We start from the raw sequence: 21,101 nt of genomic DNA, 5'->3' as shown, positions 1-21,101 counted from the left end.
CTTTTTAACGTCCGAGAGTTCTTCCGTATACGCTGACACGTTTCTCTAATAATGCAAAGGCTAATTCAAAGACAATGCTCAGCAGCCAATAGATCAAAGCAGAGACGAGATAAGTTTCTAAAAACTGATAGCCGTCATTTGCAATGATCCGGGAAATACCCATGATTTCGAGTACCCCAATTGTAAACGCAAGAGATGTCGCTTTTAATAACTGAACGAGCTGATTGCCTAGGTTTGGTAAGGCCACAACAAATGCCTGCGGTAAAATAATGCGTATCATCGCCTGACGTGTGGTCATGCCTACAATTTTTGCCGCTTCAAGCTGCCCTTTGTCTACTGCCAGAAGTGCACTTCGGACCACCTCTGTTAAATGAGCGGCTGAATGCAGGCTGAAGGTAATAAGGGCAACGGCTAATGGGGAGACCATATCCGGGTGAAAGGTCAGCCCAAATGCGCCGCTCATGTTACTTAGAACAAAAGGAAGCCCATAAAAGAAAGCGAACAGTTGAACAATAAGAGGCGTACCTCTAAAAAAAGAGACGTAGAGCGTAACGAGCTGCCTGAGTACAGGGATGCGAAAGAGACGAATGAAAGCAAAAACAGATCCGATCACAAGACTCACAGCCATGGAAACTAGTGCAATTAATAAGGTGAAAGGAACCCCTTTTAGAATATGTGGTACTTGGTCAATCGCAAATGGAATATCAATGGTTTGCATCAAATCGCCTCCTTAACGTGACAGGCTGGTGCGGCCTTTTACAAATTTCTTTTCAAGCAGCATGGTGACTAGTTCAATGCTCATACAAATGAGCCAGTACACAATCGCGATGATCACATACACTTCAAACATGCCGATTCCATAGTTATTTCCTAAGATGATCTTCACCTGTCCCATCATATCGATGAGCCCAATCGTAAAGGCAACCGCCGTGTCTTTCACAAGATCAATGGTGTAATTTCCGAGGTTTGGCAGGGCAATGAGAAAGGCCTGCGGGATAATGATCCTGATCAAGGCCTGTGTATCTGTCATCCCAACAATGTAGGCGGCTTCCAGCTGATCCTTCCCAACAGACGAATACGCACTGCGAAAAACTTCAGATAAATAAGCCCCCGTATGTAAAGAGAACGTCATCATCACAAATAACACGCGATCCCAATGATTGATTTGAATTCCTGCCACAAGTAAAAGCTGAGGAAGTCCAAAATAAATTAAGAATAACTGAACAATTAATGGCGTACTTCGTGTAAAAGATAAATAGACAACAGCCAATTGCTTCAGCACTGGGATTTGTTTTATACGAATGCATGCAAATAAGAGCCCTATGATGATGGCGAAAAACAATGACACCGCAATAATGAGAAAAGTGAGTGGCAGGCGTTCAAGCACCTGTAAAAAAATGCGCAGCCAATCTCCAGCTGTAAACGTCATGACGCTTCCTTCCTTTCTTCATATTGATAGCCTTTTTCTGAGATGTAGTCAATATCTTGAAAGAAATCAACCCCAAACCACTTTTTCGCAAGCTTAGGCAGTGTTCCATCATCAATCATCTCTTGTGTGACCTGGTCCAAGTCTGCTGCAAGCTGCTTCTCACTTGGCTGTAAGACAAGATAGATCGGCTCCTTTGACACGATCCCGCCCACTTTTACCTTCAGATTCAGATGCTTTTGAATGGTATCGAAGGTCGAAATATTCATAAAGGCCGCATCGGACCGTCCGCTTTCAACACGCTTTAAGTTGAGTTCATTTGAAGGGCTTTCAATGGTTGTCAGCGGAATATCTGGATCATGTTCTTCATTATATTGATTTAATATGGAACGCAATCCGCCGCTGGGACTGACAGGAGCGAGCTTTTTTGATGTCATATCGTCAAGCGATTGAATATCCTGGTTTGATTCATTCACAATTAATCCTGTCATCGAATAGCCGTACGGAACTTGAGGGTAAAGAAACCGTTTTTCACGTTCAGGGTTACTGAAAAACCAATTAGCTGCCATTTCAAACTTCCCTGCGCCAACACCAATAAGGTTGGATTCTTCTTCGCCAAAGATGTAATCAAAATGTATGTGCGGAAGTCTTTTTTCCACTTCATTTAAATAATCAATGTTATAGCCAATCGGTTCGTTTCGGTCATTTGTGGCTAAAAAGGGTGGATTGACCTCTGCACTCAGTGCGACTTTTACAATTTGTTTTCCATCATCTGTTGTTGTTTTCACACTGCTGCAGCCAATCAGAGAGAGGAGAATCAGAAGGACACCAGCTGTCATGAATGCTGTCTTTTGCTTCATATGTCTTCCTCCGATCCTTGCCACATTCCGCGATGAATCCTGGATAAAAATTGTTTTGTTCGTTCATGCTGAGGCTTCAAGAGGACGTCTTCTGGTGAGCCTTTTTCAACAATTTCTCCATCTGCCATAAAGATCACCGTATCCGCTACGTCTTTTGCAAACGAAATTTCATGCGTCACAATGACCATCGTCATCCCTTGGCTCGCAATATCTTTGATCATTTCAAGTATTTCTCCGACCATCTCTGGGTCCAGTGCGGACGTTGGTTCATCAAACAAAAGCACCGCAGGATTCATCGCAAGAGCGCGGGCAATTCCAATCCGCTGCTGCTGACCGCCAGATAATTCACTCGGAAATGCATCCTTTTTATGTAGCAGTCCAATCCGCGATAAAAATTGCTCTCCAACCTTTTCTGCTTCTTTCTTAGACATGTTTTGGGACACAATCAATCCCTCTGTAATATTTTCAAGTGCTCGTTTATTTTGAAACAAGTGATAATGCTGAAATACCATGGAAGATTGCTGCCTTAGTTTTAAAAGATCTTTTTTATGATATCGTTCAAATTGAATCGTGGCTTCTCCAACAGTCAGCTCTCCTTTGTCTGGAATATCGAGGCTGTTTAAACTGCGGAGAAGTGTTGTTTTTCCTGATCCGCTCGGTCCAATAATTGCGACCACTTCACCTTCTTGTACGGTGATATCAATGCCTTTTAACACATGGGTCTGCCCATAAGATTTATGTAGATTAGTAGCTGAGATCATAAAAGCATCACGTTCCTTTGACAGATGTACTTAATATTGATAAAATTTAACACATTAAATCCTATAAGTAAAGTGTGTTTTATTTATTCCGATTGGAAAAATGAGATATCATAGATTGTGAGAAACAGAGGAGTTGGATACGTTTTGTCTAAAGCATTATTTGTCGATACCGATTTTCAAAAAACATGGCTCAATCAGCTGGAATCTCTTCGTGAAACGATCGAACAAAACGCAAAAAAACATGATGAAGGCGCTTATTTTCCTAAACAGAATATCGAATCATTAGTAAACATGGGATATACAACCCTGTCTCTTCCCGCTGAATATGGAGGCGGAGGTCAATCTGTAACGGATATGGTTCTATTTCAAGAAACGCTTGGCAGCATGGACGGAGCGACTGCCTTATCAATTGGCTGGCACCAAGGAGTTGTTGGTGAAATTTATGAAAAGAAACTATGGAATGAGAAGCAGCTGCAATTCTTTGCGGAAGAAGTGAAGAAGGGTGCCCTTGTCAACCGCGCTGTAAGTGAGGCGCAGACAGGCAGTCCAACAAGAGGCGGCAAGCCTGGGACAACAGCGATGAAATCAGGTGATCGCTGGGTGATCAATGGACGTAAAATTTTCACTACGATGTCACCAGCTCTCACATACTTTTTAGTCGGCGTATGGATTGAAGAAAAAGAGGCGATGGGATTTTTCTTAATTCACCGTGATACAGAAGGTGTTTCTATAGAAGAAACATGGGATGTTGTTGGCATGAGAGGAACAGAAAGCCATGATTTAATCTTAGATCAAGTTGTGGTTTCAGAGGACATGCTTGTTGAAGTGCAAAAAGGACCTCGGGGCGGTACGTTAAACCCTTGGATCGCACATATTCCTTCCTGTTATTTGGGGATTGCGCAAGCGGCAAGAGATTATGCAGTTCAGTATGCCATCACCCATTCACCGAACAGTATCAGCGGAACGATTAGCGAACTGCCAAATGTCCAAACACTGATTGGCGAAATTGATTTACTATTAAAACAAGCACGGCACGTCATTTATTCAACGACAACATTATATGAGCGGCCTGAGAAAAGAGCACTGTTAATCAATGAATTCGGTGCTGTGAAGCATACAGTCGTTAATCATAGTCTGCAAGTGGTTGATAAAGCCATGCGTTTAGTCGGTGCAAAAAGCTTGAGCCTTGACTGTCCGCTGCAGCGTTACTATCGAGATATTCGTGCTGGGCTCCATAACCCGCCAATGGATGATATGACCATTTCAAAAATCGCGAGGCAGGCCATAGAAGAGAAAAAAGAAAGCTAATATGATCAGAAAGCCGGATGAAACCGGCTTTTTTTATTTGGCAGAAAAGAGGACAAGCGTACCTTATGCCTCATCACTCAGGCATGCTACAATCGATACAAATCATAGGAAAAGGAGCGATTTTTTTGAAGAAAAAGCATATGAAATGGCTGTTTTCAGGCTTCATGCTGATGGCACTTTGTATCGGCCAGCCTTCATCAAGTGAGGGAACAACACCAGCGTGGTCAGTAGATGAATTCATGAAAGACCGGGAAGGCACATTTGTGATACAAGAAGTAAAAGAAAAATCGCCATGGGTGTATAACAAAAAAAGAGCGAACAAGCGCTTTGCACCACAATCGACATTTAAAGTGGCAAATGCCCTCATCGGACTCCAAACAGGCGCAGTGAGAGATGAATATGACATCAAATATTGGGACGGAGTGAAAAGAGAGATTGATAACTGGAATAAGGATCATACACTGGGCTCAGGCATGAGAGATTCAGTTGTCTGGTACTATCAAGCCATGGGGCGTGACATCGGAGAAGAACGCATGAGCTATTGGGTGAAAGCCATTCATTATGGGAACGAAGACATATCAGGCGGAATCGATCAATTTTGGTTAAGCAGTTCGTTGCGCATTTCTCCAGTAGAACAAGTCCATTTTCTTAAACAACTATATGAAGAAAGTCTTCCATTTGACCTGTCTGTCATGAGAACGGTCAAACGAATGATGATCCAAGAAGAAGAGAAACATGCCACCCTATACGGAAAAACAGGCTCCGGCTCAGGCATCGGCTGGTACGCAGGCTTCATCAAACATGAAAACAAAACCTATATCTTCGCCACAAATATCGAAGGCACCGGGCTAGAAGCAAAAGAAATCACCTATCGTATTTTGAAAAAATATCATTTGATTGAAGCATCCGTTTAGGATGTTTTTGTTTTCATAAATCAAAAAATTTGACGAGTAAGAGTATAGATAATGATAGTTGAATAAAGAGTTGTCATATAAATTAGTGAATAGACAAACATAAATGATGCCCACTTCTCGGAATTCATTCGCTTGTAACCAATAATACTTAAACAAATCCATATAAGGCCTAAGAAAAAAGACAAAATCACAAGCCCTATGCTTAAAGAACGGAAAAGAAAACTGCTTAAGGTAATTGCTAAGATATAAAGATTCGTTTGCAAGTATGTTCTTTTCATTCCTTTTACAACAGGTAACATGGGAATGTTTGCTGCCTTGTATTCATTTTGCTTTCTAATAGCTATTGAGTAAAAATGCGGCATCTGCCAAATAATTGTAATGAAAAATAACCCCAGAATAGCTGGGTGTGAGATGTCTGGTGAAATAGCCGTCCAACCAATGAGAGGCGGCATTGCCCCAGAAATGCTACCAATTTCTGTGTTGTAAACGGTTTTTCTTTTACTCCACATTGTATAAGCGAAAATATAAAAAAGTAAACCAATCAATCCTATAATAGCTGCTACATAGGTTGTAAATGCTAAAAAAACCAATCCTAAAATAGACATTAAGATACTAAGCCATAGAACTTTTTTAAGATTGACTTCTTCTGTTACAGTAGGTCTGTTTTTTGTTCTATTCATCACGGAATCTATGTCCCTATCATACAAATTGTTTAAAGCTCCAGCAGCACCAATTAATAAAATTGAACCTGCAAATGCAAATAGTATCTCAATAGATTTATGAAGGATGTCAATTTGATAAGTGTATAATGCCAAGGTTAAGCCAGCACACATTGGGATTAAATTTGATTTAATGATTCCTGATTTAACTGTTTGAGCTATTATGTCCATTTTGGTTTTGTGAATTTTTTTCCCCATCTTTCGCATTGTTTTGCTCCTTTTTAATAGCGATTAATTATTTATGCTGTACAGCAAGATATATACCTTGTTGAACTTATATACTAATTGGTATATTAATTCTATATGGCGTGATTGTCAATATAAGGAGGTTAAGGAATGATTAGACAAAGAAAAACGCAAAGTGAAAGGAAAGATGAAACACGAAAATTACTCATAAATTCAGCAGTTGAGAATTTCGCCAAGTATGGTTTTCATGGGGTCTCCATTGATAAATTGGCAGAATGTGCGGGATTTAGCAAAGGGGCCTTTTATGCGCATTTTCATTCAAAGGAAGAGATCTTTTTGGCTCTATTGGAACAACAAATGCAATTACATGTAGAAAAAATCAATGCTTTATTAGCAGAACAGCCTTCTCTTTTGCACTTTCCTGAAAAAATGAATCAACAGTCTATTCAAAGACGTGAAGAAAATCGGACGTGGAGCCTGCTAAATATGGAATTTCTTTTGTATTCAATGAGAAATGAGGAAGCAAGGCGTCAGTGGTCAAATATGATCTTACAATCGGTAAAACAAATCTCTCAATCCATTGAGAATTTAATAAATAAAGAGAACCTTACATCTACTCTTTCATCTGAGGAAATGGCATGGACAATTCTTTCATTGGAAAATGGAATAGCAATATTTCACTTTATTAGTCAAGACCATATACCACATGATTTATTAGAAAAATCTTTAAAAAGAATAATTTCCTCTAAATAGAAATTAAATTTCCTTAGTTTGAATGTGGTGGAGATAGTGATTCTAGAAAGGGGGATTTTAAGAAGTGTATTTGGAAAATTTACAATTAATGTCAGATGACGATCGTGGAATTTTAGCTAGCCAATCCCTTTGTATTACTGAAATGTTTTTATACGAATTAGAAAAGAAATTTCAAACGAAAGATTGTGAGGCTATTGTTTTGATTTGTGGATCTTTTAAAGACTACAAATTAATTAGTACTTCAAAAGATGAACCTGACATCTTATTTTTAAAAAATACGTACGAGCTGGAAGTACCCTTTAGTTATAGTGAATTTGAAAATGCAACCAATAAGAAAAAAATCTTAGCTGATACTTTGGAAAAATCGTTGCTATATCTGTGTGAATTAAAAAATGGGATAGTCAGCTAGTCAAAGCTACATTTAAGAAAATGAAAGAGAAGGAATATAAATCGGAAATTAAAGGCAAAACAAAACTGAGTACCGATAAAAAAAAGAAAGCTTACCCACTTATTGAATTAGATTTAAAGCAGTTTACTCTTTATCTTGTAGTTGAAGACAATAAAAGAAATATCTTAGATAAAAAATTAATTGCTGAAACCGATACCTACTTAGAAGAAATTTCGTATCATATGCGAGAGTTTAAGTGGCTAACGGATAATGAAGTGGCACTTTTCAAACGTGCACATAAAACAGTTTATACAAGTATACGATTATAGGAAAGACCGTGTAGAAGTCGAGGGGAAAATTCAGGGTGTAATTGTGAAAAATACAAATAAGTATTATTGGAAATGTGCCTTATATTATGATATTCAATATAAGGCATATTTTTAGTTAATCAATTAAAGAAATAAATGATAACCAATGATGAATGTAATTCTAGGAGGTTACTGAGCATGTCTCTTTATGGTCTTAGAGGTTACTGATCCAAAAATGACTAAATTTTTTAACCTGATGGTAGATGTAGCAAATACACTATTGAAAGCATTTTTTCTTTATATTTTAAAGGTATGTTAATGGAGGAAATTATCAAATATAAATTCTATAGTTCGCTCAAATATTGGAGAAAATATAAGAAAAAGTTGATTTTTCGTCATTCTGTTTTAGAGAGAAGGTAATTAATGTAAATTAAAAAAGAACTGGAATCAACAATACATTTGAATGTAAACTAACGATATTCATACTTTATAAAAAAAATTGAAAGACTGATTATCTTAAAAGCATTGAGAGAAAGGTGTAAAGATCCATGAACATCAGCCAAGATAAACAAGAATTAATCAATGATTTGAAGCAGCGCTATCAATATTGTTTTCATTCAGATTCCCCTGATGAGATCCTATCTTTTGAGGAGGAAACTGGTATGTGGTCCGATGATTTTTATGAATTTTTCACTCTTGTGACAGGCAGCTTAAGTTATGTGATCGATCATAAACGAATTCCAAAAAAACAGTTAAACGTGCTTCGTCAGTCATTTGAAGAGCAATACCCCCAAATCAAATCGTTTCAACACATCCTTGAATCGTATCCTTTATTACATTCCTATATTCAGTACCATGAAGAAACAAGAAAACGAATCATTGCATTTATAAAATAACCTCTTGGAGGATAAGCTATGACATTGGTTTTTAGATGGAAAAATCCAGAATCTAATTCCGGATTTCGATGTCAACCCTCTAGAGCAAATCAATGAATTTCACCACTTTAAGGAGTATAATAAATATTACGACTTGACCAATTGTTTTGCTCTTGCACATCACATACGAATCTAGTATCAAATGAATCGTGCTAGTTTCTCTACATATCTGCTACTCATGCTTCCCCATCCCAACATAGAAAGGTGCAATGACATTGAATCGAATCATGAAATGGCTCTTATTTGCGGTTGTCATCGCTGGCTTATTGGTTTGCGCATTCTTTGTGTTCCGTTTCAACCAGCCTAAGCCGACGACAAACATCCATTATGCAGACACACAAAATAAACAGCAAACACTCGATATGTATATGCCAAAGGGCAAAGATGAAGACAAAAAGAAGAAGCATCCAGTCATGATCTATCTCCATGGCGGCGGCTGGACAGGCGGCGATAAGAATAGAGTCGCTTCTAAAGCTGATTATTTTACAGGTCAAGGATATGTGTTTGTTTCGATGAATTATAGGCTTCACCCTGATGCTAATTACGAGCAGATGGCAGATGATACAGCAAACGCCATTAAATGGGTGAAGGATCATGCGGATGAATATCAAATTGATTCATCAAAAATCAATGTCATGGGTCACTCAGCGGGTGGTCATTTGACGGCGCTGGTTGCCACAGATTCGACCTACTTAAAACGTGTGGGGCTGTCGCCAAAAGCGATCAATTCCATCGTGATTTTAGATGGGCCGTTAAACCTCAATCAATTTATACAAGCCATCCCATCGTACAAAAAAGTCTTTGGCAAACAAGAGAAGAACTGGACAAAGGCATCACCTGTCACTTATATGAATCAAAAGAATGTACCGCCTGTCTATTTGGTGACGGGCTGGGAAAATCCTGAGGTGTACCGATTTGCAGAAAAACTAAATCATGATAAAGGCTCTCGGTTTGTTTTTCGGGTGCATACGCTGAGCCACAGTGACTTGAACAAATGGTTTGGATCAGACAGAGCGCCAAAAGAAGCACAAAAAATGACAGAGGCTGTGATGGCTTTTGTCAAAAAACAAAATCAATAACGAAGACCGTATGCTCGGGCAATTCTTTTTGCCGCAGTATAATGATAAAGTGGTTTGAAATTAAAGGAGTGTATGTTGTTGTCATCACGAATGGAAAATAAAGTGTTCAACTGCGAAAAAGAGCTGACGCTGAATATTATCGGCGGTAAGTGGAAAATGCTGATTTTATGGCATCTAGGCAGAGAAGGGACAAAACGTTTTGGTGAGTTAAAGTCGTTAATGCCTGGGATTACGCAAAGAATGCTTGTCAATCAGCTAAGAGAATTAGAGGAAGATCACATTGTGCACCGGGAGATTTATCCTGTCGTCCCGCCAAAGGTTGAGTATTCTCTCACAGAACTAGGAGAAAGCTTAATGCCGATTTTAGAGGCGATGTATGATTGGGGAAAACAATATCTCGACAGCAATTTCTTAAAAGATGATAAATAGAAAGATGACCGATTGTAGACAAAGGGCTAAAATAACTTTATTGTAGCCCTTTGTCTTTACTCTGAGATACTGGCCAAAAGACAGTATCTTTTTTGTAACCATATGCGGAAAAGTATAGTATGTAAAAAAAAAGTGCGTACTTACATTGCGTCATTCCTGTTGTTATACTCATTTCATCATTCAAGATGCATCATCCGCGGAGCTCTTGAAGATGAGATGAAAAACGGGAGTGAAAGTTGATGAAATTACAATTAGCATTAGATTTAGTGAATATACCAGAGGCGATTGAGCTGATCAAAGAAGTAGAAGCATCCATTGATGTGGTCGAAATTGGGACACCTGTTGTGATTAACGAAGGGCTTCGTGCTGTAAAAGAAGTCAAGCAGGCTTTTCCGAATTTACGTGTACTCGCTGATCTGAAAATTATGGATGCTGCCGGTTATGAAGTGCAGCAGGCATCTGAAGCAGGAGCAGATATCGTCACCATTCTTGCAGCGGCAGAAGATATGTCCATTCAAGGAGCGGTGAAAGAAGCGAAAGCAAGAGGAAAACAAATTTTAGTTGATATGATTGGCATCAAAGATATCGCAGGCCGTGCAAAAGAGCTGGATGCGTTTGGAGTCGATTATATTTGTGTGCATACAGGCTATGACCTGCAAGCAGTTGGTCAAAATTCATTTGCTGATCTTATGACGATTAAACAAGTTGTCAAGCAGGCAAAAACAGCGATTGCAGGTGGAATTAAGCTTGATACGTTACCTGAAGTCGTGAAATTAAACCCTGATTTAATCATTGTAGGCGGCGGTATCGCAAGCCAGGACAATAAAGCAGAAGTGGCTGCACAAATGAAGCAGCTGATCGCACAATCATGAAAACCAGCGACTATGTGAAAGCCATTTTAAATGAGCTTTCTGATCATTCGTCTGCCATTCAAGACGAACAAGCAGAGCGCCTGGTCACAAGTATTTTATCTGCACAAAAAGTCTTTGTGACAGGTGCAGGCAGATCTGGCTTGATGGGAAAATCGTTTGCGATGAGACTTACGCATATTGGCGTCAAGGCATATGTAATTGGAGAAACGAATACGCCTTCCTTTACAGAAGAGGATCTTTTGATTGTGGGGAGCGGCTCTGGCCGTACAGAGTCTTTACTGGTCCTTGCAAAAAAGGCAAAAGCAATTGGCGGAAAAGTGGCAGCGTTCACGCTTTCTGCTGAGTCACCTTTAGCTGATCTATCGGATGAAGTCATCTTATTGTCAGGTGCACCGAAGGATCAACAGGATGGAAACCATCATACCATTCAGCCAATGGGTTCACTATTTGAGCAGTCGCTTCTTCTGACATACGATGCGGTCATTTTAAGGTTAATGGAAATAAAAGAGCTCGACACACATACAATGTACGGTCACCATGCAAATTTAGAGTAGATATTTTCAAAGCCTTTCCTTTCTTAGAAGGAGAGGCTTTTTCATTTATCAAGATCAGAATCTTGACATCATCTATTTGATGTAACTATAATTGTTACATCGTTAAAGAAAAATTGCAGCACGGAAGGAAGATGAAAATGAAAGTACAAATTTGGTCAGATATCGCCTGTCCTTTTTGTTATATAGGAAAAAAACAGCTGGAAACAGCGCTAGAACAATTCCCAGAGAAGGATCAGGTAGAGATAGAGTTTAAAAGCTTTGAGCTTGATCCCCACGCACCTGTTGATGTCGATCATGACGTTCATGATATGCTCGTCAAAAAATATGGCATGAGCCGCAGCCAGGCCATGGCGATGAATGAGCAGGTGAAGCAGGCCGGCAAAGAGAAAGGGATCGATTTTCAATTTGATCCGCTCGTGTTGACCAACACCTTTGATGCCCATCGATTGGCGCAATATGCTGGTCAAATGGGGAAAGGCGATTTCGTTATGGGAGAGCTGTTTCAAGCATATTTTACAGATGGAAAGCATGTTGGTGATCGTCAAACCCTTTTACAAATTGCAGAAAAAGCAGGTCTTGATGAGAAGGAAGTACAGCAAGTTTTGGGCAGCGAAGCATTTGCCGATCATGTCCGAAAAGATGAACAAGAAGCGAGACAGTTTGGGATCAATGCTGTTCCGTTTTTTTTGATCAATGACAAGTATTCAGTTGCAGGTGCGCAGCCAGCCGATACGTTCCTGCGTGCACTTGAAACAGCTTGGAAAGAGGAAGCAGCTCAAGCAGAGAAAGCTCCTGACAATGCGTTTGAAGCGGCATGTGCAGATGGCGTATGTGCGGTGCCTTCCCCTAAAGAAGAGGCGTAATAGATATGTTCCCTATCTTTTTATAAGATGGGGATTTTTATTGTTTAAGGATGAGGGGAAACCCATGTCTTTCATTTCAGCGATCCGACCCATTCACGCCTTATGCTGGAATCTAAAATAAAATGAGCCACTTGGAGTAGGGGCTCATTTTATTCGTTTGATCGTTTCACCTGGAACCAATTCAGGCTCGTAAAACGTTTGATCAGGGAGATTCTTTTTTCCTTGTACTTTTTTAATCATCCAGTCTGCTGCATCACGGCCCATTTGCTCCTGAGGATGGGTCAGTGTTGTCAGCTTCACATGGGCATTTTTCTGGGCGATATACGAATTATCCTGTCCAATAATCGAGAGATCATCTGGAATGGACAGCCCGATTTCGCTGCATACATTGGCGACTTCTAAACCCACCTCATCGTTATAGCAAACAAGGGCAGTCAGCTCATGCTGGTGCGCCATCAGGAATGTGTGAATTTGCTCCCCCAAATGCTGCTTCGATTCTGTATCGAAAAAGAGCACATGCTCAGGCAGGAAATTAAGCTTAGCTTCACCTAGCGCTTGAATATAGCCCTTCATCCGATATTTTCCCTGTAAATCATCTGTTTTTGAAATAAGTCCAATTTGTTGATGACCCGAGGTGATCAGCTCTTTTGTGGCTAAATAGCTGGATTTTACATCATCCAAACAGAGAAAAGGAACCTCTAACTGCTCATAATAGGCATTGATCATAATGAGCGGTACATCCTGTTCTTTAAAGGATAAGTAGTACGAAATGTTTGGGTTATATAAATTGCTTTTCGTCGGCTCGACAATAAGTCCGTCCACACCAAACGACAGCATCATTTCCAGCGCTTTTTTCTCCTGTTCAACATCGTTATTTGTGCTTGCCAGCAATAAAGAATAGTTCTCTTCGTTTAATCGGCTTTCAATGCCTCGAATGATAGAAGGGAAAATGTAATCGGATATGTATGTTGTAATGACCCCAATCGTTTTCATATGTGCATGTCCCGCAGGTTTTGTTTGATATTGATTGGTTACAAATGTGCCTGAACCTTTTTCGCTGCGCAAAAATCCTTCGCTGGACAATTCCAAGATGGCTTTTCGAACTGTATGTCTGCTTACTTGATACATGTCTTGCAGGCTTGATTCGGTTGGAATACGCTCCCCGATCCGATAATCCCCTGTGAGTATTTTGCTTTTTATATCATCAATAATGATCTGGTACTTCTTTTTCATCGTTTCACTTCTTTCTCAGTTGATCATCTACTCGGATTGAGAAGAAATTGTATGGACATATTTTAACATGGTTGTCGGATCAAAAACAGGCGCTTCCCTTTTCTGTTATGACCCCTTCAGAAAAAATGAAAGTTTTTTTCGCATTATGTATGTACAACTATATTTATTATTGACATATGTACGTACAAATATTATATTGTGATTGTACCAGAGAATCAATGAATCTCGAAAAAGAAAATTGAAACCGCTATCAAAAATGGGGGTGAACGTAGAGTGGATCACAAAGAGACGGCCAAAGCCTTGAAAGAAGGACGGACATCTTTAGGCATTGAATTTGGTTCAACACGAATTAAAGCAATTTTAATAGATGAGGAATTTCAGCCAATTGCACAAGGTGCATATGAATGGGAAAGTTTTCTCCAGGATGGAATATGGACGTATAACTTAATTGATATCATTACAGGTCTGCAAGTGGCGTATCGAGAGATGAAAGAACAGGCCGAGCAAAAGTATGGTGTGACCATTCAAACCATTGGCTCAATCGGGGTATCAGCGATGATGCATGGCTATGTGGCATGTGATCATACAGGAGAGGTTCTCGTTCCGTTCCGAACATGGCGGAATGCAACGACCATCGAGGCGAGTCAAAAGCTGACAGACGTATTTCAATTTCATATTCCAGAAAGATGGAGCATTGCCCATTTGTATCAAGCGGTATTAGAAGATGAAAAACATCTATCCCGATTAGAATATATGACCACTTTGTCAGGATATATTCACTGGCTGTTAACCGGAAAGCAGGCCATTGGTATTGGCGATGCGTCAGGGATGTTTCCGATTGATGAACAAACGAAGGACTACAATGAAGAAATGCTCCAGCAATTTGAAGCATTGATTGCAGAAAAAGGCTATCCGTGGAAGCTTCGCCACCTTCTGCCGCGTGTCTATTTAGCAGGCGAAGAAGCTGGCGTGTTAACGGCAGCAGGGGCAGCCATTTTGGATCAAGGAAAACATTTGCAGCCAGGCATTCCATTTTGCCCGCCGGAAGGTGACGCTGGAACGGGCATGGTGGCGACAAACAGTGTAGAAAGACGGACGGGGAATATTTCTGTTGGGACGTCGGTTTTTGCCATGATTGTGCTGGATCAGGATCTAAAAGGTGTGTATCCAGAAGTAGACATGGTCACGACGCCGGATGGACTGCCAGTTGCCATGGTTCATGCAAATAACTGTACAAGTGACCTAAACGCTTGGATGAATATATTCAGAGAGGCATTTGAAGCACTTGGCCTGCAAGTGGAGTCAGAAAGGTTATACGAATCCTTATTGCAGCAAGCTTTAGAAGCAGATCGAGATGGCGGCGGACTCTTAAGCTATGGCTATTACTCTGGTGAAAATATTACGAGACTGCCAGAAGGAAGACCTCTTTTTGTCAGGTCTCCTGAAAGCCGCTTTAATCTTGCTAATTTCATGCGCACCCATTTGTTCTCTGCTTTTGGTGCTATGAAAATAGGCATGGACCGATTAAAGGAACAGGAACATGTATTGATTGACCGCTTACTAGGGCATGGGGGATTATTTAAAACACCGCTCGTTGGACAAAAAATGGTTGCCGCAGCGCTGAATACACCTGTATCAGTCGTTTCAACAGCTGGAGAAGGCGGTGCGTTTGGGATGGCTGTCCTTGCTTCATATATGGTCCATCATCAGCAGCAAACATTGGCTGAATTTCTCACCCATCGCGTATTTGCCCATACATCAGAAGAGCTCATGGAGCCCGATCCACTCGATGTCAAAGGCTTTGACGAATTTTTAAAGCGCTATCAAAATGGGCTTGCGATTGAAGAAGCGGCGGTAGCACATCTGATGCCAACGAAAGGAGTGACGACGGTATGCTAGATCGCTTAAAAGAAGAAGTGTATCAAGCAAATTTAGATTTGCCAAAATACGGACTTGTGAAATTTACATGGGGTAATGTCAGTGCATGTGATCGTGACAGTGGTTTGTTTGTGATTAAGCCGAGCGGCATAGCGTATGACCAACTATCAGCAAAAGATATGGTCGTGGTGAACTTTGATGGTGAAGTGGTGGAAGGAGAATTGAGTCCTTCGTCAGATACAGCTACACATGCAGTTCTTTACAAATACTTTGAGGAAATTGGCGGCATTTCACATAGCCATTCCATGTGGGCAACCGTTTGGGCGCAGGCAGGACTTGATTTACCAGCAATGGGCACAACACATGCCGATACATTTTACGGTGCCGTTCCGTGCGCTCGTTTTCTAACAGAAGAAGAAGTCAATCGGGGTTATGAGGTAGAAACGGGCAAGCTGATTATCGAAACGTTTGAGAAAAGAAACCTAGATGTGATGGCGGTGCCGGGTGTATTGCTTCAAGGGCATGGTCCATTTACATGGGGGAAGGATGCTAAAAGTGCGGTCACAAACAGTGTGATTTTAGATGAAGTCGCCAAAATGAATCTTTTTGCCAAGCAATTGAACGAATTTGCTGAGCCATTGCCGCAGCGAATTTTAGATAAACATTACTTAAGAAAACATGGAAAGCATGCGTACTATGGACAAAAACCTTCAACATAAAGAAACGAGGGATATCTATGTTAACAAGCCTGAAAAAAGAGTTTTGGTTTATCGTTGGGTCACAACATTTATATGGTGATGAAGCACTGAAAAAAGTAAAAGCAGATGCACAGAAGATGACGGATGCTTTAAATGAGAGCGGTTTACTTCCTTATCCAGTGATCTTGCAGGAACTGGCTGTCAGTGCCGATCAAATCACAAAGCTTATGAAAGAGGTCAATTATCGCGATGAAGTTGTCGGTGTGATGACGTGGATGCATACATTTTCTCCAGCAAAAATGTGGATACGCGGCACCAGTCTTTTGCAAAAGCCTCTTTTGCATCTTGTTACACAATATTATGAAAAGATTCCGTGGGACACGATCGACATGGACTATATGAATCTCCATCAATCCGCACATGGAGACAGAGAATATGGCTATATCAATGCACGTTTAAATAAACAAAACCAAATTGTGACCGGTCATTGGTCTAAGCCGGAAGTGCAGCAGCAAATTGCTGATTGGATGGACGTTGCGGCTGCCTATCATGAGAGCTTTCACATCAAAGTAGCCCGGTTTGGTGACAACATGCGGCATGTGGCTGTGACAGAAGGCGATAAAATCGAAGCGCAGATTCAATTAGGATGGACCGTTGACTACTTTGGAATAGGCGATCTCGTCGAATATGTAAATGCAGTAGAAGACGAAGAGGTAGATGCATTATTTGCTGAGTATTTAACGCAATATGATGTGAATTATGGAACGTATTCAGTTGAAGAGTGGGAAAAAAGTGTCAAGGTGCAGGCGCGATATGAGATCGCCATCAAACGTTTCTTAGATGAAGGCGGCTATAATGCCTTTACAACAAACTTTGAAGACTTACATGGGATGAAGCAGCTGCCTGGACTTGCGGTACAGCGGCTGATGGCAAAGGGATACGGCTTTGCTGGAGAAGGTGATTGGAAAACGGCCGCACTGGACCGCTTATTAAAGGTGATGAGTCATCATCAATCCACTGGATTTATGGAGGACTACACGTATGAAATGACGTCTGGAGAGGAAGCAGTGCTGCAATCTCATATGCTGGAAGTTGATCCAGCGCTCGCTCATACAAAACCTGTCATTGTCGTGTCTCCACTTGGGATCGGAAACCGGGAAGATCCAGCACGTCTTGTGTTTGATGGAAAAGCAGGCGAGGGTGTCGTTGTCTCTATAGCGGATTTTGGAACACATTTCAAATGGCTCATACAAGAAGTCGAAGCCTTTGAGCCAGAGGAAGCAGCACCTCATTTACCAGTTGCGCGTGTATTGTGGAAAATCAAACCGAATTTTCAGGATGGCGTCAAAGCATGGATTAAAGAAGGCGGAGGCCACCATACAGTCGTGTCTCTCAATTTAACGGTTGATCAAATTGTTCATTTTGCAAAGCTAGTCAATGCAGAATATGTGGTTTTATAGAAGGGGGAAAGGTCTTCTACTGGTTACAGTAGAAGCACTGGGTGAAATGAAAGCGGTTAATTAAGTGAGGGGGTCATCCACTTGGAGAAAAAAGTGTCAAGCAAATTTATCTTCTTTTTCGGGTCCTTTGCAGGCATCTTATTTGGATATGATATTGGTATTATTGCAGGGGCGGAAGGACATATTCAGGAAGAATTTCAGCTCAGCCCATTATGGCTTGGAATCGTTGTCTCTTCATTAATGGGCGGGGCCATCATTGGCTCCATCTTAAGCGGTCTCTTAGGGGATAAATTTGGCCGCAGAAAACTCATTTTGGTCTCATCCGTGATCTTTTTTGTCGGGGCGATCGGATCAGCTGTCGCACCAGAAGAGATTTCACTCACCATCGCTCGAATCTTTTTAGGGACAGCAGTAGGAACAGCCTCATCATTGGTTCCGGCTTACATGTCTGAAATCGCTCCTGCTAAAATCCGCGGGAAATTATCTGGACTCAATCAGCTCATGATTGTAACTGGTCTATTGCTCAGCTATATTGTTGCGTTTGTGTTTGAACCCATCCCAGACAGCTGGCGCTGGATGCTGGGAAGTGCCGCTTTATTTGCGATCGTGCTTTATATTGGCATGCTGAAGCTTCCTGAATCTCCGAGATATTTGATTAAACACGGCATGGCTCATAAAGCACGGGAAGTATTAGGATCATTGCGTTCTTCCCGTGAAGAAATCGAATCAGAAATGCAGGAAATTTTAGAAGTCGCCAAAGAAGAACGCTCGGGGATTCGTGAATTGTTTCAAAAGAAATTCAGAATGGCTCTTTTCATTGGGGTTGGAATGGCAACCCTTCAGCAAATTCAAGGCGCGAACTCCATTGTCTATTATGCAACGAGTATCGCTCGGAATGTAGGCCTTGCGCCGCAGGTTGCCGCAGGTTTTACAGTCATTGTCGGTGTCATTTTTGTCGTCACGACCGTGATCTTTTTACAATTTGTTGACCGCTTCGACCGCCGAACGATTCTCACCGTAGGAGGATCGGGCATGGCTCTTTCTTTCTTTGCTCCCGCCGCATTAGGGGCACTTGGCGTTAGTGAAGGAATTTTAAACTGGGTGACATTGATTTCACTTTGCTGCTTTATTTTGTGCTATGCCTTCTCGTGGGCACCGATCACCTGGATCATCATCGGCGAAATCTTCCCGCTTTCTGTCAGAGGTATTGGAGCAGGTATCTCTTCTGCCTTTAACTGGACCGGATCGTTAGCAGTTGGACTCGTTTTCCCTATTCTGGCTGATCAATTCAGCTTTGGGGTCATTTTCTCCTCATTCGGAGTCATCTGCTTAATCGGACTGTTATTCACCCGATTTGTGCTAGTCGAGACAAAGGGAAGAAGCTTAGAGCAAATCGAAACCGATATGGCAGCACGTGTATAAATAAAGAAAACCATCTATCCCATGTGGGTAGATGGTTTTTTACTCAAGCGTCTGTTTGAGCTCATTTGGCAGTAAATCAATCAATTGATCATAGGAAGACAAATCCAGCACTTCAAGCAGCGCGTAATATTTCGCATAGATTTCACTCAGCTGATCAGGATGGTTTGTTTGATATTGATTCAGATGTAATTGAGTTAGTTCAAGTGCAATGTCTAGCTTGTTTCGTTCGAATGGCTGTGTCGTGTTGATCATATCGTTCACCTCTTATTTGATAATGAGTGGAAAATATGCAGTGAATAAAAAGAGCTGATGTTTTGTTTTCATGAATGTTCTTTCTTCTTAATGTACCATTTGTATAATATGTTAAAATTGCCCTTTTGTAAAGAAAGACAAAACTAGATAGAGAGTGGATTTTTTAAAAAATAGACATGCATCTAATCACGAAAGGTGCCTCTGACATACGATAGAGTGTAAGTGAAAGACAACTTGAAGGGGTGTTAAGATGAGCCGAAATCGATTAGATGATTTCTTCTTTGGACCTCGCAGAGGAAACCAAGGAGGAGACGAAACGGTTGTTTTCCCCACACGTCAAATTGTCAACACAAGAACGAATGAACAAACGATCAGAAAAATTCACCCAACGCATATCACAAACGTCAATAAAAACATCAAAAGAATCGAAAACTACTATCCGGTCACTGAATCGACTCACAACGATTGTATTGTAGAAGAATACGATTGCGGCAGTGATATCAAAAACCCTTGCTGCCATCCGGTGAAGCGCTGTAAGTGGTAATGAAGGGGGCATCCTTTTAAAGGATGCCTTTTGTATGTCTAATGCTCCATTTCATTTAATTGTCCTTGATCCAGCTGAAAGAAACGATTTCCTAATTCTGAATAAAGGTAGCGCTGATGGCTTGTAAATAAAACACATCGATGTGAGAATTCTTTTTTTAATAAAGAAATCGATTGTATTTGAGAGGCTTCATCAAGAGAGGTAAAAGGCTCATCAAGAATAATCAGCTCTGGAGATCTTGCCAGCATACAATTTAAAAAAAGTTTATATCTCATGCCCAAAGAATACTGTTTGACAGGCATCTTTAGGGCATGAGTTAAATCAAATGCATCACAAAGCGATAGAAAGGTCTCTTTGTATAAAACCTTTTCCGACTTTTTCATTTTCCATAAAGACTGGATAAGCTCCATATGCTCGAAACCAGTGAGCGCATCATAAACTAAAGGTTTATCTGGAATGTACGCTACTAGATTTTTATATTGAGCCATTCCAGGGTGATGCTGCTCGTTAAGTAAAATCGTTTCTGATGCTGAAGGAAGCAGACCTGCGATGATCTTTAAAAGTGTCGATTTACCGCTGCCGTTCTTTCCAATAATACAAGCTCGATCACTTTCTTTCAGATCAAATGACACATGATCGAGAAGGGGAGAAGTCTCTTCTGTTGTTTCATAGCGAAAAGATAGCTGAGACACTTGAAGTTTAGCCATTAATGAATCCTCCAATAACAAATGCAGTCGTCACAAGCATATACAAGATCACAGTTGCTAAGGCAGCTTTTTTTGATCCTTCAGCATAGTAAATAATTCCATCATAAAGGATGCGTAAAAGATATAAGTTGAATAAGAAGGAAACTATTTGAATCAAGAGAAAATAGTGATCTAATTGTAACACCATCACACAATAGATCGCTGCACTATTCACTAATAAAAGAAATGCATTATAAACCAAAATAACAAGATACATTTTGCGTAAAATAAAAGCTTTATGAAAAAAATACATATAAATAGAAGTTAGAACAGTACTGAGAAAATTTAAAATGAAATAAAGCGGGATTGTCAGCAAAAAGATAAAAATAATGCTGGCAAGTTGTTTCCCAGTGGATAAAGGTTTATCTACTAACAAATCAATAATAAAAAATGTTAAAAAGACAGTCGACACAAATAATGATAGTAAGACGAGGCCTACAATGGTTTTAATCGATTGATTTTGATTGAAAAATTGCTTAGGTCGTAGAAGTAGCTCCATGGAACCACATTCTC

25 protein-coding genes are annotated in these 21,101 nt (G+C 40.5%); 16 read left to right on the top strand and 9 right to left on the bottom strand.

Going from position 1 to position 21,101, the window contains the following annotated elements; all coding sequences use genetic code 11:
• Positions 1-4 precede the first annotated feature (4 nt).
• From NSS76_RS12215 to NSS76_RS12200, 4 genes are read right to left on the bottom strand one after another with little or no spacing between them, the layout of a single operon-like run.
• Complete coding sequence (locus NSS76_RS12215; RefSeq protein ID WP_044331736.1) at positions 5-718, bottom strand: amino acid ABC transporter permease; 714 nt, start codon at positions 716-718, stop codon at positions 5-7.
• 12 nt (positions 719-730) lie between these two features.
• On the bottom strand, positions 731-1,429 hold the full coding sequence (locus tag NSS76_RS12210; RefSeq protein WP_044331738.1) for an amino acid ABC transporter permease: 699 nt from the start codon (positions 1,427-1,429) through the stop codon (positions 731-733).
• Positions 1,426-2,286, bottom strand: a complete 861-nt coding sequence (locus tag NSS76_RS12205; RefSeq protein ID WP_073206420.1) for an amino acid ABC transporter substrate-binding protein — start codon at positions 2,284-2,286, stop codon at positions 1,426-1,428. The genes NSS76_RS12210 and NSS76_RS12205 overlap by 4 nt, the downstream gene beginning before the upstream one ends.
• On the bottom strand, positions 2,283-3,047 hold the full coding sequence (locus NSS76_RS12200; RefSeq protein ID WP_166644690.1) for an amino acid ABC transporter ATP-binding protein: 765 nt from the start codon (positions 3,045-3,047) through the stop codon (positions 2,283-2,285). The genes NSS76_RS12205 and NSS76_RS12200 overlap by 4 nt, the downstream gene beginning before the upstream one ends.
• A gap of 144 nt (positions 3,048-3,191) precedes the next feature.
• Between NSS76_RS12200 and NSS76_RS12195 the strand changes: the two genes are divergently transcribed.
• Together NSS76_RS12195 and blaBPU are read left to right on the top strand one after the other, a co-directional pair.
• Complete coding sequence (locus tag NSS76_RS12195; RefSeq protein WP_151862644.1) at positions 3,192-4,355, top strand: acyl-CoA dehydrogenase family protein; 1,164 nt, start codon at positions 3,192-3,194, stop codon at positions 4,353-4,355.
• 125 nt (positions 4,356-4,480) lie between these two features.
• Positions 4,481-5,269, top strand: a complete 789-nt coding sequence (gene blaBPU, locus NSS76_RS12190; protein ID WP_044331763.1) for a BPU family class D beta-lactamase — start codon at positions 4,481-4,483, stop codon at positions 5,267-5,269.
• A 20-nt stretch (positions 5,270-5,289) separates the two neighbouring features.
• On the opposite strand, the gene cyoE is transcribed toward blaBPU, so the two are convergent.
• Positions 5,290-6,195, bottom strand: coding sequence for a heme o synthase (cyoE, locus tag NSS76_RS12185; RefSeq protein WP_151862645.1), 906 nt, complete (start codon positions 6,193-6,195; stop codon positions 5,290-5,292).
• A gap of 129 nt (positions 6,196-6,324) precedes the next feature.
• On the opposite strand from cyoE, the gene NSS76_RS12180 reads away from it, so the two are divergent.
• The 9 genes from NSS76_RS12180 to NSS76_RS12140 all read left to right on the top strand — a co-directional run bounded on the left by NSS76_RS12180 (position 6,325) and on the right by NSS76_RS12140 (position 12,355).
• On the top strand, positions 6,325-6,927 hold the full coding sequence (locus NSS76_RS12180) for a TetR/AcrR family transcriptional regulator (protein ID WP_073206415.1): 603 nt from the start codon (positions 6,325-6,327) through the stop codon (positions 6,925-6,927).
• A gap of 64 nt (positions 6,928-6,991) precedes the next feature.
• Positions 6,992-7,336, top strand: a complete 345-nt coding sequence (locus NSS76_RS12175; protein WP_226340818.1) for a hypothetical protein — start codon at positions 6,992-6,994, stop codon at positions 7,334-7,336.
• 20 nt (positions 7,337-7,356) lie between these two features.
• Positions 7,357-7,644: a hypothetical protein gene (locus NSS76_RS12170; protein WP_240503393.1), complete on the top strand. Its 288-nt coding sequence runs from the start codon at positions 7,357-7,359 to the stop codon at positions 7,642-7,644.
• Between the two features lie 527 nt (positions 7,645-8,171).
• Positions 8,172-8,519 carry a YxiJ family protein gene (locus tag NSS76_RS12165; protein ID WP_044332195.1) on the top strand — a complete coding sequence of 116 codons (348 nt, stop codon included), beginning with the start codon at positions 8,172-8,174 and terminating at the stop codon, positions 8,517-8,519.
• A 248-nt stretch (positions 8,520-8,767) separates the two neighbouring features.
• A complete protein-coding gene (locus NSS76_RS12160) occupies positions 8,768-9,637 on the top strand; it encodes an alpha/beta hydrolase (RefSeq protein ID WP_341082289.1) in 870 nt (289 codons plus the stop codon).
• Between the two features lie 72 nt (positions 9,638-9,709).
• Positions 9,710-10,066 carry a winged helix-turn-helix transcriptional regulator gene (locus tag NSS76_RS12155; protein ID WP_341082287.1) on the top strand — a complete coding sequence of 119 codons (357 nt, stop codon included), beginning with the start codon at positions 9,710-9,712 and terminating at the stop codon, positions 10,064-10,066.
• 239 nt (positions 10,067-10,305) lie between these two features.
• Positions 10,306-10,938 carry a 3-hexulose-6-phosphate synthase gene (gene hxlA / locus NSS76_RS12150; protein ID WP_341082286.1) on the top strand — a complete coding sequence of 211 codons (633 nt, stop codon included), beginning with the start codon at positions 10,306-10,308 and terminating at the stop codon, positions 10,936-10,938.
• Positions 10,935-11,492 carry a 6-phospho-3-hexuloisomerase gene (gene hxlB / locus NSS76_RS12145; protein WP_024423079.1) on the top strand — a complete coding sequence of 186 codons (558 nt, stop codon included), beginning with the start codon at positions 10,935-10,937 and terminating at the stop codon, positions 11,490-11,492. Before hxlA ends, hxlB begins: the two co-directional genes overlap by 4 nt.
• Before the next feature lie 137 nt (positions 11,493-11,629).
• A complete protein-coding gene (locus NSS76_RS12140) occupies positions 11,630-12,355 on the top strand; it encodes a DsbA family oxidoreductase (protein ID WP_341082281.1) in 726 nt (241 codons plus the stop codon).
• Positions 12,356-12,499: 144 nt separating this feature from the next.
• Here the strand turns inward: NSS76_RS12140 and NSS76_RS12135 are convergent, their stop codons facing one another.
• Positions 12,500-13,588 (bottom strand): GntR family transcriptional regulator, encoded by a 1,089-nt coding sequence (locus NSS76_RS12135; RefSeq protein ID WP_024423077.1) that lies wholly within the window; start codon positions 13,586-13,588, stop codon positions 12,500-12,502.
• 273 nt (positions 13,589-13,861) lie between these two features.
• Here NSS76_RS12135 and NSS76_RS12130 point away from each other — a divergent pair, with 273 nt between their 5' ends.
• From NSS76_RS12130 to NSS76_RS12115, 4 genes are all read left to right on the top strand, one after another.
• Positions 13,862-15,487: a xylulokinase gene (locus NSS76_RS12130; RefSeq protein ID WP_306654222.1), complete on the top strand. Its 1,626-nt coding sequence runs from the start codon at positions 13,862-13,864 to the stop codon at positions 15,485-15,487.
• Complete coding sequence (locus NSS76_RS12125) at positions 15,481-16,185, top strand: L-ribulose-5-phosphate 4-epimerase (protein ID WP_122631122.1); 705 nt, start codon at positions 15,481-15,483, stop codon at positions 16,183-16,185. The genes NSS76_RS12130 and NSS76_RS12125 overlap by 7 nt, the downstream gene beginning before the upstream one ends.
• Before the next feature lie 17 nt (positions 16,186-16,202).
• Positions 16,203-17,624 (top strand): L-arabinose isomerase, encoded by a 1,422-nt coding sequence (araA, locus tag NSS76_RS12120; RefSeq protein WP_341082279.1) that lies wholly within the window; start codon positions 16,203-16,205, stop codon positions 17,622-17,624.
• Positions 17,625-17,705: 81 nt separating this feature from the next.
• Positions 17,706-19,046 (top strand): sugar porter family MFS transporter, encoded by a 1,341-nt coding sequence (locus NSS76_RS12115; RefSeq protein ID WP_034280034.1) that lies wholly within the window; start codon positions 17,706-17,708, stop codon positions 19,044-19,046.
• A 39-nt stretch (positions 19,047-19,085) separates the two neighbouring features.
• Here NSS76_RS12115 and NSS76_RS12110 read toward each other — a convergent pair whose 3' ends face one another.
• Positions 19,086-19,298 (bottom strand): hypothetical protein, encoded by a 213-nt coding sequence (locus tag NSS76_RS12110; RefSeq protein ID WP_024427922.1) that lies wholly within the window; start codon positions 19,296-19,298, stop codon positions 19,086-19,088.
• 250 nt (positions 19,299-19,548) lie between these two features.
• On the opposite strand from NSS76_RS12110, the gene NSS76_RS12105 reads away from it, so the two are divergent.
• Entirely contained in the window at positions 19,549-19,842 is a 294-nt protein-coding gene (locus tag NSS76_RS12105; protein WP_341082278.1) for a CotD family spore coat protein, read from the top strand.
• A 38-nt stretch (positions 19,843-19,880) separates the two neighbouring features.
• Here NSS76_RS12105 and NSS76_RS12100 read toward each other — a convergent pair whose 3' ends face one another.
• Both NSS76_RS12100 and NSS76_RS12095 read right to left on the bottom strand, forming a co-directional pair.
• Entirely contained in the window at positions 19,881-20,549 is a 669-nt protein-coding gene (locus NSS76_RS12100; RefSeq protein ID WP_024427923.1) for an ATP-binding cassette domain-containing protein, read from the bottom strand.
• Positions 20,542-21,087: a hypothetical protein gene (locus NSS76_RS12095; protein ID WP_024423069.1), complete on the bottom strand. Its 546-nt coding sequence runs from the start codon at positions 21,085-21,087 to the stop codon at positions 20,542-20,544. Before NSS76_RS12095 ends, NSS76_RS12100 begins: the two co-directional genes overlap by 8 nt.
• Between the last annotated feature and the right edge of the window lie 14 nt (positions 21,088-21,101).

It is taken from the genome of Bacillus sp. FSL R5-0654 (genome assembly GCF_038008745.1).
Classification (GTDB): Bacteria; Bacillota; Bacilli; order Bacillales; family Bacillaceae; genus Bacillus; species Bacillus safensis.
This window is presented reverse-complemented; position numbering and strand designations above follow the sequence as displayed.

Bases quoted from the DNA above. Each gene is read 5' to 3' on its own strand.
- NSS76_RS12125 (WP_122631122.1), top strand. From the start codon at position 15,481: ATGCTAGATCGCTTAAAAGAAGAAGTGTATCAAGCAAATTTAGATTTG.
- NSS76_RS12135 (WP_024423077.1), bottom strand. From the start codon at position 13,588: ATGAAAAAGAAGTACCAGATCATTATTGATGATATAAAAAGCAAAATA.
- NSS76_RS12180 (WP_073206415.1), top strand. From the start codon at position 6,325: ATGATTAGACAAAGAAAAACGCAAAGTGAAAGGAAAGATGAAACACGA.
- NSS76_RS12100 (WP_024427923.1), bottom strand. From the start codon at position 20,549: ATGGCTAAACTTCAAGTGTCTCAGCTATCTTTTCGCTATGAAACAACA.
- NSS76_RS12155 (WP_341082287.1), top strand. From the start codon at position 9,710: ATGTTGTTGTCATCACGAATGGAAAATAAAGTGTTCAACTGCGAAAAA.
- NSS76_RS12160 (WP_341082289.1), top strand. From the start codon at position 8,768: ATGACATTGAATCGAATCATGAAATGGCTCTTATTTGCGGTTGTCATC.
- NSS76_RS12210 (WP_044331738.1), bottom strand. From the start codon at position 1,429: ATGACGTTTACAGCTGGAGATTGGCTGCGCATTTTTTTACAGGTGCTT.
- NSS76_RS12105 (WP_341082278.1), top strand. From the start codon at position 19,549: ATGAGCCGAAATCGATTAGATGATTTCTTCTTTGGACCTCGCAGAGGA.
- hxlB (WP_024423079.1), top strand. From the start codon at position 10,935: ATGAAAACCAGCGACTATGTGAAAGCCATTTTAAATGAGCTTTCTGAT.
- NSS76_RS12095 (WP_024423069.1), bottom strand. From the start codon at position 21,087: ATGGAGCTACTTCTACGACCTAAGCAATTTTTCAATCAAAATCAATCG.
- NSS76_RS12200 (WP_166644690.1), bottom strand. From the start codon at position 3,047: ATGATCTCAGCTACTAATCTACATAAATCTTATGGGCAGACCCATGTG.
- NSS76_RS12205 (WP_073206420.1), bottom strand. From the start codon at position 2,286: ATGAAGCAAAAGACAGCATTCATGACAGCTGGTGTCCTTCTGATTCTC.
- hxlA (WP_341082286.1), top strand. From the start codon at position 10,306: ATGAAATTACAATTAGCATTAGATTTAGTGAATATACCAGAGGCGATT.
- NSS76_RS12165 (WP_044332195.1), top strand. From the start codon at position 8,172: ATGAACATCAGCCAAGATAAACAAGAATTAATCAATGATTTGAAGCAG.
- NSS76_RS12110 (WP_024427922.1), bottom strand. From the start codon at position 19,298: ATGATCAACACGACACAGCCATTCGAACGAAACAAGCTAGACATTGCA.
- NSS76_RS12170 (WP_240503393.1), top strand. From the start codon at position 7,357: ATGAAAGAGAAGGAATATAAATCGGAAATTAAAGGCAAAACAAAACTG.
- araA (WP_341082279.1), top strand. From the start codon at position 16,203: ATGTTAACAAGCCTGAAAAAAGAGTTTTGGTTTATCGTTGGGTCACAA.
- NSS76_RS12215 (WP_044331736.1), bottom strand. From the start codon at position 718: ATGCAAACCATTGATATTCCATTTGCGATTGACCAAGTACCACATATT.
- cyoE (WP_151862645.1), bottom strand. From the start codon at position 6,195: ATGCGAAAGATGGGGAAAAAAATTCACAAAACCAAAATGGACATAATA.
- NSS76_RS12140 (WP_341082281.1), top strand. From the start codon at position 11,630: ATGAAAGTACAAATTTGGTCAGATATCGCCTGTCCTTTTTGTTATATA.